At 70.6% G+C, this 16,903-nt stretch carries 19 protein-coding genes and 3 pseudogenes; 10 read left to right on the top strand and 12 right to left on the bottom strand.

What is annotated here, in order from left to right; genetic code table 11:
- The first annotated feature begins 18 nt into the window (after positions 1-18).
- Positions 19-516, top strand: coding sequence for a hypothetical protein (locus ACFW6B_RS15590; protein WP_386596082.1), 498 nt, complete (start codon positions 19-21; stop codon positions 514-516).
- A 340-nt stretch (positions 517-856) separates the two neighbouring features.
- On the opposite strand, the gene ACFW6B_RS15585 is transcribed toward ACFW6B_RS15590, so the two are convergent.
- Both ACFW6B_RS15585 and ACFW6B_RS15580 read right to left on the bottom strand, forming a co-directional pair.
- The gene (locus tag ACFW6B_RS15585) at positions 857-1,186 is read right to left on the bottom strand and encodes a hypothetical protein (RefSeq protein WP_386596080.1); all 330 of its coding nucleotides are present in this window, start codon (positions 1,184-1,186) and stop codon (positions 857-859) included.
- Positions 1,187-1,419: 233 nt separating this feature from the next.
- Positions 1,420-2,163 carry an SAM-dependent methyltransferase gene (locus ACFW6B_RS15580; protein ID WP_386596078.1) on the bottom strand — a complete coding sequence of 248 codons (744 nt, stop codon included), beginning with the start codon at positions 2,161-2,163 and terminating at the stop codon, positions 1,420-1,422.
- 352 nt (positions 2,164-2,515) lie between these two features.
- Here ACFW6B_RS15580 and ACFW6B_RS15575 point away from each other — a divergent pair, with 352 nt between their 5' ends.
- Entirely contained in the window at positions 2,516-3,970 is a 1,455-nt protein-coding gene (locus ACFW6B_RS15575; protein WP_386596076.1) for an RNB domain-containing ribonuclease, read from the top strand.
- Here the strand turns inward: ACFW6B_RS15575 and ACFW6B_RS15570 are convergent.
- From ACFW6B_RS15570 to ACFW6B_RS15560, 3 genes and pseudogenes are all read right to left on the bottom strand, one after another.
- Positions 3,970-4,339: pseudogene (locus ACFW6B_RS15570) on the bottom strand (transposase family protein); the annotation flags it as partial. The gene ACFW6B_RS15575 and the pseudogene ACFW6B_RS15570 sit on opposite strands and share 1 nt — an antisense overlap.
- A 184-nt stretch (positions 4,340-4,523) precedes the next feature.
- Positions 4,524-4,703 (bottom strand): annotated as a pseudogene (locus ACFW6B_RS15565) (transposase); the annotation flags it as partial.
- 33 nt (positions 4,704-4,736) lie between these two features.
- A complete protein-coding gene (locus ACFW6B_RS15560) occupies positions 4,737-5,126 on the bottom strand; it encodes a RidA family protein (protein WP_386596074.1) in 390 nt (129 codons plus the stop codon).
- A gap of 72 nt (positions 5,127-5,198) precedes the next feature.
- On the opposite strand from ACFW6B_RS15560, the gene ACFW6B_RS15555 reads away from it, so the two are divergent.
- Positions 5,199-6,107 carry a LysR family transcriptional regulator gene (locus ACFW6B_RS15555; RefSeq protein WP_386596072.1) on the top strand — a complete coding sequence of 303 codons (909 nt, stop codon included), beginning with the start codon at positions 5,199-5,201 and terminating at the stop codon, positions 6,105-6,107.
- 80 nt (positions 6,108-6,187) lie between these two features.
- Here ACFW6B_RS15555 and ACFW6B_RS15550 read toward each other — a convergent pair.
- Both ACFW6B_RS15550 and ACFW6B_RS15545 read right to left on the bottom strand, forming a co-directional pair.
- Positions 6,188-6,577 (bottom strand): annotated as a pseudogene (locus ACFW6B_RS15550) (transposase); the annotation flags it as partial.
- 32 nt (positions 6,578-6,609) lie between these two features.
- Positions 6,610-8,112, bottom strand: a complete 1,503-nt coding sequence (locus ACFW6B_RS15545) for an SDR family oxidoreductase (RefSeq protein WP_386596070.1) — start codon at positions 8,110-8,112, stop codon at positions 6,610-6,612.
- 692 nt (positions 8,113-8,804) lie between these two features.
- Here ACFW6B_RS15545 and ACFW6B_RS15540 point away from each other — a divergent pair.
- The 3 genes from ACFW6B_RS15540 to ACFW6B_RS15530 are packed head-to-tail and all read left to right on the top strand — an operon-like array spanning position 8,805 to position 10,402.
- Positions 8,805-9,299, top strand: a complete 495-nt coding sequence (locus tag ACFW6B_RS15540; RefSeq protein WP_386596068.1) for a MarR family winged helix-turn-helix transcriptional regulator — start codon at positions 8,805-8,807, stop codon at positions 9,297-9,299.
- Positions 9,296-9,739: a MarR family transcriptional regulator gene (locus tag ACFW6B_RS15535; RefSeq protein WP_386596066.1), complete on the top strand. Its 444-nt coding sequence runs from the start codon at positions 9,296-9,298 to the stop codon at positions 9,737-9,739. Before ACFW6B_RS15540 ends, ACFW6B_RS15535 begins: the two co-directional genes overlap by 4 nt.
- Before the next feature lie 51 nt (positions 9,740-9,790).
- A complete protein-coding gene (locus ACFW6B_RS15530) occupies positions 9,791-10,402 on the top strand; it encodes a hypothetical protein (RefSeq protein ID WP_386596064.1) in 612 nt (203 codons plus the stop codon).
- Between the two features lie 64 nt (positions 10,403-10,466).
- Here ACFW6B_RS15530 and ACFW6B_RS15525 read toward each other — a convergent pair whose 3' ends face one another.
- Positions 10,467-11,039 (bottom strand): hypothetical protein, encoded by a 573-nt coding sequence (locus tag ACFW6B_RS15525; protein ID WP_386596062.1) that lies wholly within the window; start codon positions 11,037-11,039, stop codon positions 10,467-10,469.
- 146 nt (positions 11,040-11,185) lie between these two features.
- Between ACFW6B_RS15525 and ACFW6B_RS15520 the strand changes: the two genes are divergently transcribed.
- Positions 11,186-11,455 carry a hypothetical protein gene (locus ACFW6B_RS15520; RefSeq protein WP_386596061.1) on the top strand — a complete coding sequence of 90 codons (270 nt, stop codon included), beginning with the start codon at positions 11,186-11,188 and terminating at the stop codon, positions 11,453-11,455.
- Between the two features lie 86 nt (positions 11,456-11,541).
- Here ACFW6B_RS15520 and ACFW6B_RS15515 read toward each other — a convergent pair whose 3' ends face one another.
- Together ACFW6B_RS15515 and ACFW6B_RS15510 are read right to left on the bottom strand one after the other, a co-directional pair.
- On the bottom strand, positions 11,542-11,775 hold the full coding sequence (locus ACFW6B_RS15515) for a hypothetical protein (protein WP_386596059.1): 234 nt from the start codon (positions 11,773-11,775) through the stop codon (positions 11,542-11,544).
- Between the two features lie 132 nt (positions 11,776-11,907).
- Positions 11,908-12,405, bottom strand: a complete 498-nt coding sequence (locus tag ACFW6B_RS15510; protein ID WP_386596057.1) for a GNAT family N-acetyltransferase — start codon at positions 12,403-12,405, stop codon at positions 11,908-11,910.
- A gap of 203 nt (positions 12,406-12,608) precedes the next feature.
- Between ACFW6B_RS15510 and ACFW6B_RS15505 the strand changes: the two genes are divergently transcribed.
- Both ACFW6B_RS15505 and ACFW6B_RS15500 read left to right on the top strand, forming a co-directional pair.
- Positions 12,609-13,193, top strand: a complete 585-nt coding sequence (locus ACFW6B_RS15505; RefSeq protein WP_386596055.1) for a hypothetical protein — start codon at positions 12,609-12,611, stop codon at positions 13,191-13,193.
- 101 nt (positions 13,194-13,294) lie between these two features.
- Entirely contained in the window at positions 13,295-13,645 is a 351-nt protein-coding gene (locus ACFW6B_RS15500) for a VOC family protein (RefSeq protein WP_386596053.1), read from the top strand.
- A 40-nt stretch (positions 13,646-13,685) separates the two neighbouring features.
- Here the strand turns inward: ACFW6B_RS15500 and ACFW6B_RS15495 are convergent, their stop codons facing one another.
- Complete coding sequence (locus ACFW6B_RS15495; RefSeq protein WP_386596050.1) at positions 13,686-14,333, bottom strand: dihydrofolate reductase family protein; 648 nt, start codon at positions 14,331-14,333, stop codon at positions 13,686-13,688.
- 173 nt (positions 14,334-14,506) lie between these two features.
- A complete protein-coding gene (locus ACFW6B_RS15490; protein WP_386596048.1) occupies positions 14,507-15,712 on the bottom strand; it encodes a PucR family transcriptional regulator in 1,206 nt (401 codons plus the stop codon).
- 306 nt (positions 15,713-16,018) lie between these two features.
- Between ACFW6B_RS15490 and ACFW6B_RS15485 the strand changes: the two genes are divergently transcribed.
- The gene (locus ACFW6B_RS15485) at positions 16,019-16,864 is read left to right on the top strand and encodes a DUF4394 domain-containing protein (protein ID WP_386596046.1); all 846 of its coding nucleotides are present in this window, start codon (positions 16,019-16,021) and stop codon (positions 16,862-16,864) included.
- Positions 16,865-16,903: the final 39 nt, after the last annotated feature.

Genomic DNA, 16,903 nt, shown 5'->3' with positions numbered 1-16,903 from the left:
GGATGGCACACTGCCCGCATGACACCGCACGACACGCTCCGCGCCCATTGGAGGAAGACCGCACTTCGGTCTCTCGCGGCCGGGGCTCTGGGCTTCCTTGTGGGCGCTGCCGTGGACGGATGGCTCTACGGGTCGCTCATCGCCGCGGCGGCCGGGGGCGGATGCGTGATCGGCGGGTACTCGGTCCGCCGCCGCGTCGCCGCGGAGATGACCGCGGCCGTGGAGTGTGCCGCTGCGCTCGGCTACGCCACCGGCCTCTCCCATGGCGTGCTCGCCGCCGTGTGCAACTACCAGGCCGCGGTGTTCCCCGCGAGCCCCGGCGGAGTCACCGACGAGGAGCGCGCCGCACGCCGTCTGGCCGCCTATCAGTTCGCGGCCAGGAACGCCGTGCCCCGTCGGGTCCGCGAGGCCGCGGCGGGTGCCCTGGCCGCTCTGGACGAGGGCGGCCGCCTCGCCTCGCAACGCGCGGTCGAGGAGCTGTTCACCGCCGTGCACCGGCAGACCTCGCGACGCTGACCGCCCCGAACGCATACGTTCGCGTCCTGCTCCCCCCGCTCCACCGTGGCCGTGGCCTGCGGACCGGCACGCCGGAGCGGGACCGGAGAGCCCTGCCGTGGCCTCTCGACGCCGTACGGGCCCGCCCGAGGCCGCGGAGGACCACCCGCGCGGGTCCCGCAACCACGACTGAGCGGAATTGCACCGGATTCGGCATCCGACGAGGTCGAACCCGAAGCGTGATCTCCGCTGACGGCGGCTTGTGGGAGTGGCCCTGCCGTGGCATGCTCCGGGCCATGATCGAGAGAATCGAGTCCTCCGTCCGCCGATGAGCGAGACGACCGGGACAGGACTGCCCGGGTCACCGACGACACTGTTCGACCACGCGCTCCGGCTGCATCGGTCGACTCCCGAAGAGCCGCTTCACCGCGACGGGGAGCCGTACCCCGACGACGGGTCGCACCGTCATCGGGAAGGCCCGCAAGCACCCGGGGACCGGCGTTCGGCCGGCAAGGACGCGGCGCTCGTCCTGGACGTGCACTTCGCGCGTGCCTCCGCCCGTCCCGGCGAACTGGCCGACGCCTTCCACGACGTCCACATCCCGATTCACCCCAACGAGCACATCGCCGCCGCGGCCGAGCGGGCTGACGGAGAACGCGTTCGCCGGACGGGCCGCTGGCTCGTCCGGCATGGCACCGACCGATGCTCGGTCACCGTCGGACTGGCCCTGGTCGCCGCCGTGGGCCGTGAACGCACCTCACCTCGTCACCCTCGTCCGTGCCGGAGCCCGCTTCGAACGCGGCCACCTCGTCGAGCGCCCCGAGGTGCACGCGACCTGAGGACCGCAGTGGCACCACCAGCCTGACGTGCCCCGGTCCGCGTAGCGCTGTGACCTGTCGGGAACGGGTCTGCATCAGGGCTGGTTCAGGAGCGGTCGGGCGTCCGGCGCAGGATCAGGGAGACGAAGCCCCAGGTGTCACGGTAGACGCGCAGCCATTCGGAGCGGCGGGTGGTGGCTGTCGTGAGCACTTGCGCGCTGTCCGGATCGGCAGTGTGGTCCAGGGCCCATGAGGCCAGTGACCCCCAGCAGGCCCATTCGTAGTCGTCCAGCTCACGGCGCGTGCTGACGTGCCCATCGACAGGAGTCCACCCGTCGGCGACGACGCGGTCCACGGTGGTCGCCAGGTCGGTGAGGTCCCCGAGCATCTCGATGGCCTCCTGGGAAGGGGCGCGGTCCCAGAACCCCTCACCTATAAGGACGCGGCCGCCGGGAGCCAGATGCTTGCGTGCCGCCGCGAGTGTGGGGAGCAGACCACCAAAGGCATGCGTGGCCCCGACGCTGAGCACCAGGTCGAACGACTGCGAGGAGGTGAAGTCTTCGGCCTTCTGGTGGTGGAGGACGAGGCGCTCTTGGACGCCGAGGTCGCTCGCTGCCTGGCGGGCCTGCGCCAGGGCGTCCTCGGAGATGTCCACGCCCTCGGCTTGCAGGTGCGGGCGCGTGGCCAGGGCGCGCAGGAGCCATTCCCCGCCGCCGCAACCAAGGTCGAGCACACGCTCGTTGCCACGCGGGGCGCCCCGTTCCAGAAGCCGGCGCACCGAGTCGTCGTCGAGCGGAGACTTTATCGGGTGATCGGCATGGGCGATCCTGGAGAGCTGTTCACGGTTCACCGGCGCAGCCTGCCAACTGCAGAGGCCGCGCGCACCTTGTTTTCGTCCGCGGTCCGGAGCCCTCCGCGGCAACCGCCGATCCACAGGTCTCGACAATTGCTCCGGCAAGGCAGCCAAACGCGCCGAGTCGATCAAGGAACACCAGACCCTACGACGCTAAGGGCTGTCCCGTAATCTCCGGTGGATCAGCGCGCGACGTCAGATGCCGGGGGTGCCTCCCACGCCTTTCAGACTGTCGTCGCGCGTCCTCCGGCGATGTCCCCTCCCCGCGCGACCGCGGTCACCCCGGTCCCCTCCGCCGCCCGGCCCCGCTCGTCGCGCCGGTTCGTGGCCGCCACCCTACGCTCGGGGCATGCGACGCCGCCCGATGCACATGTCTGCCGAGGCCAAGGACGCTCTGCGCACCGCGCTGAAGGAACTCCGCGCGGAGCTGAAGGTCCCCCTGAGCTTCCCCAAGCGCGTACTCAAAGCAGCCGACAAGGCCGCGGGTGAGGCGCGCTTGCCCGACAAGGACGCCACCCACCTGCCGTTCTTCACGATCGATCCGCCGGCCTCGAAGGACCTCGACCAGGCCCTGCACCTGGAACGGCGGCCCGGTGGCGGCTACCGCGTGTACTACGCCATCGCGGACGTGGCGGCCTTCGTCAGGGCGGGCAGCCCTCTGGACATCGAGGCGCACGACAGGATCGAAACGCTGTACTTCCCCGACCTCAAGGTGCCCCTGCACCCGCCCGTCCTCTCCGAGGGCGCGGCCAGCCTGCTGCCGGACGAGGACCGCCCCGCCCTGTTGTGGCAGCACGACCTCGACGCCCACGGCAATCTGACCGACTCGTCCGTGAGCCGGGCCATGATCCGAAGTCGGGCCCAGCTGGACTACGCCGGCGCCCAGCAGGCCATCGAGAACGGCACGGCGGAGGAGTCCCTCGCCCTGCTGCGCGAGATCGGCGAGCTGCGGGAGGCCGTCGAAATCGCGCGCGGCGGCATCTCGGTGAATCTGCCGGACCAGGAGGTCACCCTCGAGGACGGATCGTTCCGGCTGCGCTACATGGCGACGCTGCCGGTCGAGGGCTGGAACGAGCAGATCTCCCTCATGACCGGGATGTCCGCGGCCCAGATCATGCTCGACACCGGTACCGGCATCCTGCGGACCCAGAAGGAGCAGGCCGATCAGAACATGATCAAGCGCCTGCACGACATCGCGAAGGCCCTGGGCATCGTCTGGCGGCCCGGCATCTCGTACGCCACGCTGGTCCGCAAGCTCGATCCCCGGAACCAGCAGCACATGGCCTTCCTCACCGAGGCCACGAGCACGATGCTCAAGGCGGAGTACACCGTCTTCCGCGACGACCAGAAGCCGGCGTACACGATGCACGCAGCGATCGCGGCCCCGTACACCCATTGCACGGCTCCGCTGCGGCGCCTGGTCGACCGGTACACCGGTGAGCTGTGCGTGATGGCGTGCGCCGACAAGGCCCCGCCGAACTGGGTGCTCGACGCCCTGTCCTGCATCCCGTGCGACACGGCACGGGGGAAGGGCGGCCTGGCGGACCGGCAGACCGTGGACCTGGCCGAGGCCGCGGTGCTCAAGGACCGCGTGGGCGAGGTGTTCGACGCTGCGGTCATCGACACCGACGCGGAGCGGGGCAGGCCGCGCGAGGGCAAAGTGTTCCTGGCCGACCCCGCCGTGCTGGCCAAGGTCGTCTCGACCAACGGCCTGGAACTCCAGCTCGGATCCAGCATCAGGGCCAGGCTCAAGCAGGCGGACCCCGCCGCGGACGAGGACAAGGTCCTCTTCACCGTGCCCTGAGGGGTGTCCCGTAAAGATCTTGGAGCCGCCTCGGGCATGGCGGGCCCCGTCGTGCCGCCTGCGACCTGTCCGGCGAGGGCGAGGGTCTTGCCGACGGCAGCCTTGGCACCGAACTCCTCCCGTGCCTTGCAGCCGTTGCGGTTCCCGGCGAGCGGCCGGCTGACCACGACGACCGGGCGGGTGTCGGCGTCGATGACGACCCGGCCGGCCGTGGACTTCGAGACGCCAAACAGCGGAGCGAGCTGCCTCGACGTCAGATTGGTACGCCAATAGGCCGTGACCAGCAACACCCGGTCCTCCAGGACGCGTGCGGGGCCGACCGGCTTCGAGTCGGGGAACACTGAGGCGTTCCAGGACGGGGATGAGCTGCGGGGCATCGCCCCACTGCCCCGGAGTGATCAGTAACGCCGGAGGACCGGGAAGTGGAGTCGCTGCTGACCACGCTCCGGTCGATGCTGCCTTCGGCGTCGGCACGGGCCGGAAGGGAGCGGGGGATCTTGTCCCGGGTACCGTCCGCCGACCAGCGTCGGAGCCGTTCGTGGACGGTCTTCCACGGCCCGTACCGCGAGGGCAGGTCACGCCAGGGGACGCCGGTCCGCGGACGACAGGGAATGCCGTCGATCACCGTGCGGTGGTCGCTCCACCGGCCGCCCGGCCGACCGCTGCCGGGCAGCAGCGACTCGAGCCGGGTCCACTCATGATGTGTCAGATCTCCCCGCCCGCCGACGGGCACGATACCCCCGTCTCTCCCCCGCGGATCCAACTGCTAGGCGGCGGCCCGCCGCGCGTACACCTCTATTTCGATCTTCATGCGGGGGTCCGCGAGGCCGCACACGAGCATCGTGGCAGCCGGCCGGACGTCGCCGAAGCAGCGGCGCAGGACCGGCCAGCAGGGTTCGAAGTCTTCGCGGTCGGGCAGCAGGTAGCGCACGCGCACCACGTCGGCGAAGGTGCACTTCGCCTCGGCCAGCGCGGCCTCGATGTTGCGCAGGCACTGCTCGGCCTGCTCCACCACGTCGTCGGAGATCGTCATGGTGGTGTAGTCGAAGCCGGTCGTCCCGGACACATGCACCCAGTCGCCGTCGACCACGGCACGGGCGTAGCCGATCTGCTCCTCAAAGATCGAGCCGCTGAGGATCGCGCGTCGCTCTGTCATGCGCCGAACGCTAAATGACCAGCACTGATACGTCTAATACGACCACATGCATGATCTGATATCTCTAGGCGTATGGAGCGCCCCGAACTCCCCCTGCCGCAGCTGCACGCCTTCGTCGTGCTCGCGGAGGAACTCCACTTCGGTCACGCGGCCGCCCGCCTGGGCATCGCCCAGCCGCCGCTGAGCCAGCAGATCCGCCGTCTGGAGGACAAGGTCGGCCACGCGCTGTTCACCCGCGCTCCGGGGAGTGTCACCCTCACCCCGGCCGGCATCGAACTGCTGCCCGCCGCCCGGCGGGCACTCACCGACCTCGCGGACGGCCTGGCCGCAGCCCGGGCCGTCGGCAGCGGCCAGGCCGGCCGCCTGCGGATCGGCTTCGCCGCCTCCCTCGCCCTGACGATCCTGCCCGGCCTGCTGCGCACCTTCCGTCACCGGTTTCCCGGCGTGCACCTGGACATCCGCGAGATGACCACCGCGCCGCAGATCGCCGCCCTGCACGACAAGACCATCGACATCGGTCTCCTGCGCGAACCCCCCGCCGACGAGGCGGAGCTCGGTTTCAGGACGGTACTCAGCGAGCCCTTCGTGGCCGTGCTGCCGTCCGCCCACCCTCTCGCCGCCCAACGGACCGTGCAGCTTGCACAGTTGGCGGACTCGCCCTTCGTGCTGCTGCCCCGTGCGGTCGGCCCGGGTTTGCACGACCAGATCACCGGGCTGTGCACCGCAGCAGGCTTCACACCACAGATAGCCCAGCACGCGGTGGAGTGGCAGACCGTGTGCGCGCTCGTGGAAACCGGTCTGGGAGTCTCCCTGGCCCCGGCGAGCATCCGGCGCATCCGGCTCAAAGGCGTCGCCTTTCGCAGGATCGAGCCCCGCACCGCCCGCACGAGAGTCGCCGTCGCCTGGCGCAAGAACGGCCAGAGTCCCCTGGCCACACACCTGCTGGCAACCCTCAGTCAAGATGCGCCGGACAGGCTCTAGCCGGTCTTTCTCGCCCTGGCAGCCGCTCTCCGCATTGCCAGAGCAAGCGGCGGTGCTTGTCGAAGTCGTAGCCCCGGTCGGTGTCGGTTGCCGCCGGTGAGGGTGACGGCGAGCGGGGTTCCGTGGCGGTCGACGATCAGGTGGTGCATGGAGCCGGGGCGTGCGCGGTCGACGGGTGAGGGCCGACGTGGTCCCGTTTTGAGGGCCCGGACGTGCGATCCGTCCACGGAGCAGTCGTCCGGGTCCAGCAGGGCGGCGCGGCGAAGCTCGGTCGGCAGGGCGGCGTGCAGGCGTGGCCGGATGCCGGCCTCGGTCCGGTCCGGCAGCCGGCGCCAGGCCGTTACGCCGGAACAGCCCACGGTCTCCGCCGGGACGTCCCGCCGGGCGACACCGGTCCGCAGCACGAACAGGACGCCGGCGAATGCTGTTCGGTCAGGAACACGCGACCGCCCGGGATGCCGGTGGCCTCGCTCGGGGCCGCCGCTACGGCTGTCGGAGAAGGTCACCATGGGACGCACCGGTAGTCCTTGAGGAGGACGCCGTGGACAGGTGTGCCGGCCTGTCCTTGCACGATGGGGTGGTAGACGCGGGCGGCGCCGTCGACGATGTCCAGCGGCGGGCGCCATCCGGTGGCGGCGCGCCGTTCCCGGACGGGGAGGGGTTTTTCGTCGGTGACCCAGCCGGTGTCGACGCTGCAGGTGTGGATGCCGCGGGTGGCCAGGTCGGCGGCACTGGTGCGGGTGAGCATGTTCAGCGCGGCTTTGGCCATGTTGGTGTGCGGGTGGTTGCTGGTCTTGTCGCGGACGGTGAACTGGCCTTCGACGGCGGAGACGTTGATCAGGTAGCGGTGCGGGTGGGGGGAGGCTTCCAGCAGGGGGAGCAGGCGGTCGGCGAGCAGGAACGGTGCGATGGCGTTGACCAGCTGGACTTCCAGCAGTTCCGCGGGGTCCACCTGTCCCAGCCGTAGTGTCCAGGAGTTGGTGGCCGCCGTCTCGGTGAGCAGGCCCGCCTCGTCGACCGTCTCCTGCGGCAGCGGGGCGGCCGCCGGTTCGACCGCCGTGTGTACGGCGTCGGCCAGGGCATGTGGCGCCTGGGAACGTGGGGTGAGTTCTGCCGTCCACGGCAGGGGTGCGGTGCGGGGGCCGGGCACGGTGAAGCTCGGAGCGGTCCAGATCTGAGCCGCGGGAAGCGGGGTCCGGGTGGTCTCGGCGGCGGCCAGCGCGGTGTAGGCGTGAGGGGAACGGCGCAGGGTCTGGGCCGCGTTGTTGATCAGAATGTCCAGGGGCAGGCCCTGGGAGAGCAGACGGTCGGTGAAGGCGATGACCTGCCGGGGATCGCGCAGGTCCAGGGCGGCGATGTGCAGCCGGTGCCACCAGTCGGCGGCTCCGGGCGCCGCGGCGAAGCGGCGTACCGCGTCACGGGGGAAACGGGTGGTCACGGTGAGTTCGGCCCCGTCGCGCAGCAGCATCAGAGCGGCCTGGTAGCCGATCTTGACACGTCCGCCGGTCAGCAGTGCGCGCCGGCCGGTCAGGTCGGTGCCGGCCGTGCGGCGGGCGAGATTGTCGTCGGCGCACTGTGGACACAACTGGTGGTAGAAGTGGTGGACTTGCTGGTAGTGGTCCTTGCACACGTAGCAGCGTTGCGGGCGATTCAGCAGCCTGCGCGACTCGCCGTTGTCCGGGGTGCTGTTCGACGGCCGGTCCTTCGCGCCGGGGCCGGGCTGAAGCTGGACGGAGTCCCGGACGGCCGGACCTCGTCCGGGCGGGGTGTCGGTGGGCAGCGCGGCGTCCATGACGCGGTCGAGGGCGCCGGTCGCGGTGGCGGCCAGCAGTTTCGCGTCGGCCGCGGCACGATCCGCGCGTTCCTGGGCACGGCGTCGATGGCGTCCGTCGCGGACGAGGTCGCCGGCAGCATGTTCCAGCAGGCGGCGCCGGGCGTCGTCGAGCGGTAGTTGCCGTGCCTGGCGTAGCAGGTCCAGGCAGGTCTGTATGAGTTCGCTGTCCATGAGATGTCCCACGTGTGTCATGTCGTTCGCGGATCTTCCCGCCTGGTGGCGCTCATCGGACGTGGAGGACCGGGTCGCGCGGGGTGAAGGGTGGTCGGGCGTCGGCAGGGATGAGGAAGGCGTGCTCGTGGCGGACGTCCGGTACGTCACGGCCTCCGTCGGTGACGATCGGGACCGGGCCGTCGGCGGGGAAGCCGGGCGCCTGTTCCACCGGCCGCCCGGCAGGAGGGAGGCCACGGTCCGAGGGTCTGCGGTTTCCGGCTGCGGCGCAGATCGGTGACGAGCGCGTCGTACACGGATTCCGCCGACAGGCCGGACGGACGGGGGTCGCGGAGCAGCCCTTCGGGCATGGCACCGACGTGCGGCAGTGCCTCGGGCGACGCCGCGGGAGCAACCGGAACAACTGCCTGCACCAGGAATCCTTATCGAACGTACGAGCGCGTCCATGCGCAGTGACCGCCCATGATGCAGGACCACCGCGCCATCCGTCACTCACATTTCAACCGATGTGCCCCCAGGTGGACGCCTTGGGACGCCCCCGGCCGGGCCTGTCGGAGCGTCACCCGCCCGGCCGTGCCCGCCCTCGTGCGGATGCGTCCCGCAACCCTGCACGGCGGCTCCGCCCGCACCTCGCCCTCAAGGGCCACCGAAAATAGTAGCCATGGACATAGTAGCCATGTAATCTATTCGCCATGAGCAAGGATCCACCAGGCCCCACGCCCGGTTTCCTGGTATGGCGGCTCGCCAACAAGTGGCGCGTCGCGGTCGATCGCGCGGTGGCTCCACTGGGCCTCACCCACGCGCAGTACTCACTGGTCGCGTCGCTGCACGGCATGCAACGCGCCGGCGAACGGCCCAGCCAGCGCCGGCTCGCCGACCACACCGGCCTGGAGGCGCTGTACGTCTCGAAGCTGGCGCGCGCCCTGGAGTCGGCCGGTCTGATCGAGCGCACCCGCGATCCCCGCGACCCGCGCGCCGTACAGCTCGCCCTCACCGAGCAGGGCCAGGTCGTCACGCGGCAGGCCATCACGGTGGTCCAGGAACTGCTTCAGAGGTTGCTGGAGCCGTTCGGCGGCCTCGACGCCCCGCAGACGCGCGCGTTCACCGACGAACTGATGACCCTGCTCGACGCACCTCTCGTTCCATCCGTACCGAACGACGACAGCACTCAGGGGGAAACACCATGACCACCACGGCACCCGCCGCCGACGCCCGCCTCCTCGGCCTGGCCCACCATGCCGCCCGCGGCGTCCTGGAACACGTCCTGGCCCGGCACGGCATCACGTTCCAGCAGCAGATCGCCCTGCGCGCCGCCGTCACCGCCGACGCTCCGCGGACGCCGGACGATGTCGTCACCCAGGTCCGGGGCTCCCTCAAGGCCGATCCGGCCGATGTCCACGCCGCTCTCGACGAGTTGCTGGCCAAGCGGTTGCTCGTCGCGGACGGCGCGCGGCTTCGCCCCACGGACGCGGGGCGCGAACTGCTCGCCGCCGTCGGCGCGGAGGTCGCCCCCGTCTCCGCCCGCATCTGGGGCGGGATACCCGCCGAGGACCTGGCCACCGCCGGCCGCGTCCTCGCCCTGGTCACCGAGCGCGCCGACGCGGAGCTTGCGGCGCTGTCCGACTGACCGGACTCCTGCGCCGGCGGCGATGTCAGACCGTTGCGGTACCGTCCGCCCATGACGTCAGACGACGAAGCGGTCGGACGGTTCCGGTCCAGGGGCGCGGACGACGATCCGTGGCGGGGTGACGAGCGTCATCGGGTGATGGCCGAGGCGCTGGACCGCTACGGGGTGTGGGACGACCTGCCGGCTGAGCTGCGCGAGTCCGAGAGGACCGAGGTCGCGACCGGCTGCTACCCGCTGAATTTCGGGCTCCTCCACGAGCGGACCGGGTTCTTCGTGGACGGGGAGGAGATGGCCGAGGGCGGGGTCGACAGGTTCCTTCGAGAGCTCGCACCGGCCCTGGTGCGGTACGGCGTGGTGCTGGAGGTCGAGACGGTCCGGGACGCCGAGGACTACACGGTCCTGATCAACGGGACCCGTTGCGTGGTCCTGAGGTCCGGGGAATGGGAGGACGTGGATCCCTGGGCCCTGGCGACCGTCCGCCCCCTGGCCGTCGTCAACCAGCTGCTCGCCGCCGCCGGACGCAGCACGCTGCGCGCTCACACCCTCTGCACGGGCGGGAACGAGGGAATCCTCCTCCTGATGGACCCGCGAGCCGCCGAGGCGATGCGGGCCAGCGGCTTGTTCCCCGCACATGAAGTGCCGGCGCTGGCCGGCGGGGAGTGAGTGACCGCCGAGGCTGTGGGCATGGTGTCGTCCGACGCGGCGACAGATGTGATCACGTCCTGGGTCACACCGTGTCAGGCCGCTGACTGGCCATCGACGCGTACTCCTCGGAAGGCAGCGAGTCCCCTTCGGTATACGCGCCGTCGCGCGGCACCATGAACAACGGACGCGATCGGAAGACCCGCCCGACCGGTTGCCCGCAGATCACGATCCCGGGATCGTCCGGTCCTGCGTAGCCATCGGGGCTGTAGCGAAAGTACCTGTCCATCGCCTCGGCGTACGCGGTCACGTCGCTCTCCAGCTCCGACCGGTCCCTCCCGACCAACTGGATTCCTTCGTAAGCGACTCGGGGACCGTGCACGGCGTCGACGGCGACGCAGAACAGCCCCGCGACCTGGCTCGCATAAGCCGTGACGGCGGGCGGCGGGGAAGCCACCCCGCGACGGTGGACCTCGACCTTCCAAGTGGGCGAGAAGACCGCGTGGCCCCGTGCGCACTCGCCGACCTTCGTCCGGCCGAACGTCTCAGCCGCCTCGACCACTTCGTCGACGGTCATGCCGAACCGGAGCGGTCCGACACCGACGGTCGGCGAATAGAACCACTCGTCCCGTTCGGCGACTTCGGTCGTGAACGCCATGGTCGCTCCTCCAGAGACACCTGAGACTTGCCTCCGCCCATCATGCCAATCGGCCGAACGCCGGTCGCCCGGCCCCTTCTTCGTGGTCCGCGAGGACCTCCGGGCTCGTCGACGGTGGTCGCGGACGGGGACCGCGCGGCGGCTGCGTGGCAGCGGACGGCTACGAGCTGCACGGCTGGATGCTCTTCCTCGCCGCCGTGCCGGCGATGGCGCTGGTGACCGCAGGAGTGGCCTCCAGTTCCTGGCCACCCGCGCCGGTCCTCGTCGGTGGCGGTGCGGCCGGTGGGCTGTACGCACTCGCTCAAGGCCGGACGGAACCGCACGTGACCAGCGCGGCCGTCTTCTCCGCGCTTGCCGTCGTGGCGCCCACTGCGACCTGGTGGCGTCGGCGAACTCGCGACGGCGGACAGGAGTGATCACCCTGAGGGAACCTCGGCAGCCGCGGCCGACAGCCCCTTCGCCGAACACCGGCACACGACCTCGAAACCGACGCCGAGCGTCCTCAGCGGCCCAGCCCGTGCCGGACGTACTCCCGGGGGGTCGCACCGACCTCGATGCGGTTCTCGTCGAGGCCGTTGACGATCCGGAGGCGGTCGTCGGCGAAGACGAACTCCACCGCCACGGTTCCAGCCGCCAGGTCATGGTCCGCCGGCCACCATTCGAGGAGCGTGAACTCGGACCGTTCCCAGCCCGTGACGGTCGCCGCGGTGTCGATCGCGTCCCAGCCGGCCGACACATGTCGGCCGAGAGGATCTTCGGCGCCCCTCGACGGCCCGGATTCCGCGGAAAGCAACGCCCTGTCAGGTCAGCGTCCGGGCCGCGTACGAGGCGCCGAGGGCCGCGGCGAGCGTGCCCGGCGGGGGCGCGGTCACGGGTGCGGCGATCCGCCCGGGACGGTGTGCGGTCCGCTGGACCCGTGGTTCCCGACGGACCCGTCGTTTCCTTCCATCACGCGGTACATGCCGATCGAGTGGTGCGTGGCGGTGTCGGCGAAGCCGAACTTCTCGTAGAGGAAGCGCGCGGGGCCGTCGGCGATCAGCGAGACGTAGGCGGTGGCGGGCGCCCGGCGCTCCAGTTCGTCGGTGAGCGCGGCCATGATGCGCCTGCCCAGGCCGCGGCCCTGGTGCGCGGGGTGGACGCAGATGTCGACGACCTGGAAGGCGGTGCCTCCGTCACCGATGACGCGTCCCATGCCGACGGGCTCGCCCTCGTGGTGGAGGAGCACCCCGTGCCAGGTGTTGGGGAGGGCGAGGGCGACAGCCGCGGGGTCCTTGTCCGAGAGGCCGGCGTCGGTGCGCAGGCGGCGGAAGACCTCGACGGACGGCACACCCTCGCTCAGCTCGTACGGATCGTTCGTGTTGCCCATTTCCGACATGCTGTCCACTTCCGATGCTGCGATGTGCGTGACGGCGGGCCCGCTCGGTGGCCCTCTCGGTGGTCTGTTCGCCGGTCAGTGGCCGCGCGCCCGGCATCGCGCCGATACCCGCAGCCCCTCCGTGTCGATGCGTTCCGCCGTGCGGCGGCTGGATCAGGGAAAGTCGCGAGTGAGGTGGCCACGGTTGCTGTTGGATGAGTCGAGTGAACGAGGCTGCCGCTCTTCGACTTCGTCAGGCCGTCAAGCGTACCCAGGCCGTCACCCGTGAACGTGTCGCCACGGGGCGGGGCTCGGAGGAAGCCGATGACGTCGCCGGTACGTTCGCCACGGACGGTGCGCTCGGCTTCGATCCGATCCCTTTCCTTCAGGCTCTGCACGAGGCCGGCTCGCAGGCGGTGGTCGTGGGTCAGGTCGCGGGCATCATGCACGGCTCGACGGAACTGACCGGTGACCTCGACCTGTTGTGGGACGGCACGCCCGAGCAGGCGCACGCGCTGCGCGACGCCCTGGCTTCCGCGGGTTGCACGGACCTGCCCGACCTCGGCCGTTCCCAGGTGGCTTACCAGGTGACCGGTGCCGGCGGCGACCTGTGCACGCCCGCCCTGCCGTGGGGCGGCATGGACACCGCCTCCTGCCTGGCCCGGGCGGTGAGCACCCGCGACCCGGCGGGCTTCACCATCCGCTACACCGCCTTGGAGGACTTGATCCGGATGCGCCGCGCCCTCGGCCGTCCCAAGGACCGCCGCCGCGCGGACGAACTGGCGCGTCTACGCCCCTGAACCCGTTCCTCGCCGTTCGCACGCGGTGAGCCGACCGCACGGGTTCCGGAGCCCCCGGCGGACGCGGACCGGGGTGGGGCGGGCCGGTTACGCTGGCGCACATGTCCGCACCGCGCGCGATGCCGCTGCTCACCGTGAGCGATCTCGATTCCGCAGTGGAGGCCCACGTCCGGGTCACCGGGATGGAGGTGATCATGAATCACGGCTGGATCGTCACCCTCGCCCCGCCCACGGACCACTCCGTGCAGGTCAGCCTGATCACCAGGGATCCCACCGGGCCGGTGAACCCTGTGGCGTCCCTGGAGGTGGAGGACCTGGACGCGGCTCTGGCGGGGGCCCTCGCCGCCGGTCTGGAGATCCTGTACGGACCGGCGGACGAGGAGTGGGGCGTACGGCGCTTCTTCTACCGGGACCACGACGGCAACGTCATCAACGTGCTCACCCACCTCTGACCACTGCGGCCCCCGCCTTCCGTCGCCGCCGTCCTTCCCGTCACCTGCGCCAGAAAAGGTGGTGCGTCACACCGCTCGGGCTGGGCACGGCCTCCATGTGGAACCGGTCCAGCAGCTGTTCGGGCGAGTCCCAGAGGCGCAGCCCGGACCCGAGCTTCACCGGGGAGACGACCACGTGCAGGGTGTCGACGAGACCGGCGTCGAGGAACTCCCGGACGGTGGTCACTCCGCCGCCGAGCCGGACGTCCTTGCCCTGCGCGGCCTCCTTCGCCCGCGCGAGAACGGTGGCGGGGTCGCCGTCCACGAAGTGGAACGTGGTGTCGGAGAGTGTGAACGACGGACGCTCGTGGTGGGTCAGGACGAACACCGGTGTGCGGAAGGGCGGCTCGTCACCCCACCAGCCGCGCCAGTCGTGGTCGCGCCACGGGCCGCGCTGGGGTCCGAACTTGTTGCGGCCCATGATCTCGGCGCCGATGTTGTGGCTGAAGTCCCGGGTGAAGTAGTCGTCGAGGCCCCGGCTTCCCCCGGGCTCGGTGCGGTTGGGCCAGCTCGCCGTGGCGCCGGCCCAGGCGAAGAGCTTCCCCGGATCGATGTGGTGGCCGAAGGGCCGCTCCAGGCTCTGGTCCTCGCCGGCGGCCACGCCGTCGCTCGAGACGGTGAAGTTCTGCACGCGCAGCAGCTGATCCATGTGTTCCCTCATCAGGTCCTGTCGCCGCCTGGCACGGCGATGCGTCCTACACCAGGATGTCGAACGGGAAACGGCTGGATCGACAGCGGCGCCCGAGTTCTTCCGGAGCGTGCCCCGCGCGGCCGTTCGCCTGCGCCGTTCGGCGGCATCCCGGGCAGGCGCTCGGCGTGGCGTCAGGCCCACGCGCCCGACAGCCTCCGTGTCACGACGGCGCTGAGCGTGCGTATGCCGTGCGCCGAGCCCGGGTCGATGCCGGTGAGTTCGGCGGCCCGGCGCAGACGGTAGTCCAGGGTGCGCGGGTGGACGTTGAGGGACGCCGCCGCCGCGCCGCGGTTCATGTCGTGGCGGTAGTAGGCGTCGAGCGTGGTCACGAGGTCCGGGCCCGGTTCGAGGCTCCGGGCCACCGTGTGGAGCCAGGTGTCGATGAACGGCACGTCCGCGACCGCGAGTTCGACGAAGACGTCCGCCACGGTGCACGGCCGTAATCGGCGGGAGGGCTTCCCCAGCGGGGCCGACTCGCTGATCCGGCGGGCCCGTTCGAGGGCGGCGGGGACTTCGTCGAGCGGTGCGACGGCGGTGCCGGCGGCGCAGGGGCGGCCGAGCGCCTCGGTGAAGTCCCCGACGAGGTCCGCCACGGCGCCGGGCGCGGAGGGCAGCCGTACCGCCTCGTCGGCGCAGGGAACGACGGCGATCAGCTCACCGCCTCTCGTGCCGCTCTTCGGGTACCAGACGACGGGCACCCGGTGCGTCTTCACGAGCGCCTCGATCTCGGCGTCCAGATCACGGTCGTTCAGGGGGCTGTCCGGCACGCGGATCACCGCGACGGCGCAGGACCCGGGAAGTTCCAGGTCGAGGGCGGCGGCGAGGTCCGCGGCCATGGGGTCGCCGGTCAGCAGTGACCTGGCCAGCAGGGCGACCTGTCCGACGTACGGCAGACGGCGGCGCAGCACCGTCAGGAAGCCCCGGCGGTAGGCGACGATGCCGCGGTCGCCCTGCGGGGCGAACCAGGTCATCACCTGCATGAGTTCCTCGACATCGCCGCCGCGCAGCCTCTCGGCCGCCTCGTGGATGTCGCGCAGCATGAGCGCGGTGTGCAGTTGCAGTACCTGTTGCCGCGAATCCGAGGACATTCCGGCATCGGCCCGTACCTCGCCGATGGCCGCGATGTAGCCGAGGTCGTCGTCGGTCAGACCGCTGTTGTCCGGAGACAGTTCGATCGTGCGGCGCCGCAGCCACACCGAGTATTCCATCGTCTCGGCCGCGACCCGGGGCCTGCTTTCCCACGAACGGAACTCCGGAATCTCGCGCAGATACGCATCGACCTCCCGGCGGGCGTTGGCCGACGCCTGCCGGGCCAGTTCGGCGAAGAGGCTCCCCATGGGCGTGAGCCTGCCATCGCAGGTGAGCGGGCCGACAGATGAAATCCGGACGTGATTTATCACTTCGCGTGAATCGACAACCTTTACCTCACCCGGATATTTGTCACGGTGCGCAAAGTTGTCGGATCAAGGCGCCTTTATGCCTTGATCCGGTTGCAGAGCTGCGGCGAAGGCGGCTAAACAGGAGTCGCCAGCACACCGGAATTCGCATTCGCAGACATTCGCGTCGCGTATGCAATTTCCCTCGATGCCATTCGATCGAACGGGAGGGGAACACCGATGAAAGCAGGAATCCGAAAAAGACTCATGACGGCGGCCGCGGTCCTGTCCGTTTCCGCAGCACTGCTGGTGGGCGCGCCCGGCACGGGTTCGGCCACCGCCGCCGCGCCCAGCCTGAGGGCCTTCGGGATCACCGGCGACGGCACCCTGATGGCCACCTTCACCACCGACCGGCCGGACGTGCTCGACTGGGTCCGGGCCGTCACCGGCCTCAGCGGCGACACCAGGCTGCTCGCCATCGACCACCGGGTCCAGGACGGCCTGATGTACGGCCTCGGGGACAAGGGCGGCATCTACACGATCAAGACCCCGCCGCAGACCACCGACGTGGTGGTCACCAAGGTCTCCCAGCTCCAGGTCGCGCTGTACGGGACCAACTTCGGCTTCGACTTCAACCCGGCGGCCGACCGGCTCCGCGTGGTCAGCGACAACGGCCAGAACCTGCGGCACAACCTCAATGACCACACCACCGTCGAGGACACCATCCTCACCACCCCGCCGCTCACCGGGCCGGCACGGGGCATCACCGCGTCCGGCTACACGAACAACGATCTGGTCGCCGCCACCGGGACGCTCCTGTACGGCGTCGACACCACGACGGACAACCTCGTCCTCCAGGCGCCGGCCAACAACGGCACCCTGACCACGGTCGGCTCCCTCGGCTTCGACGCGCAGCCCAACGCGGGCCTGGACGTCTTCAGCTACCTGTCCAACGGCAAGACGACGTCGGTCGCAGCGTTCGCCTCGCTCACCCCGTACGGCGCGAGCACCCCGACGCTCTACAGCGTCAACCTCGTCACCGGCGAGCCGACTCCGATCCTCCGGTTCCCGCTGAACATCACGTCCCTGGCGGTCAGCCTCACCGGAAGCTGACCCTCACCGACCCGCACGTGCGGCCCGCCGGACAGTCAC

This window comes from Streptomyces sp. NPDC058751, assembly GCF_042746485.1.
Classification (GTDB): Bacteria; Actinomycetota; Actinomycetes; order Streptomycetales; family Streptomycetaceae; genus Streptomyces.
Note: the sequence above shows the minus strand (reverse complement) of the source record. Positions and strands in the feature narration are given on the sequence as shown.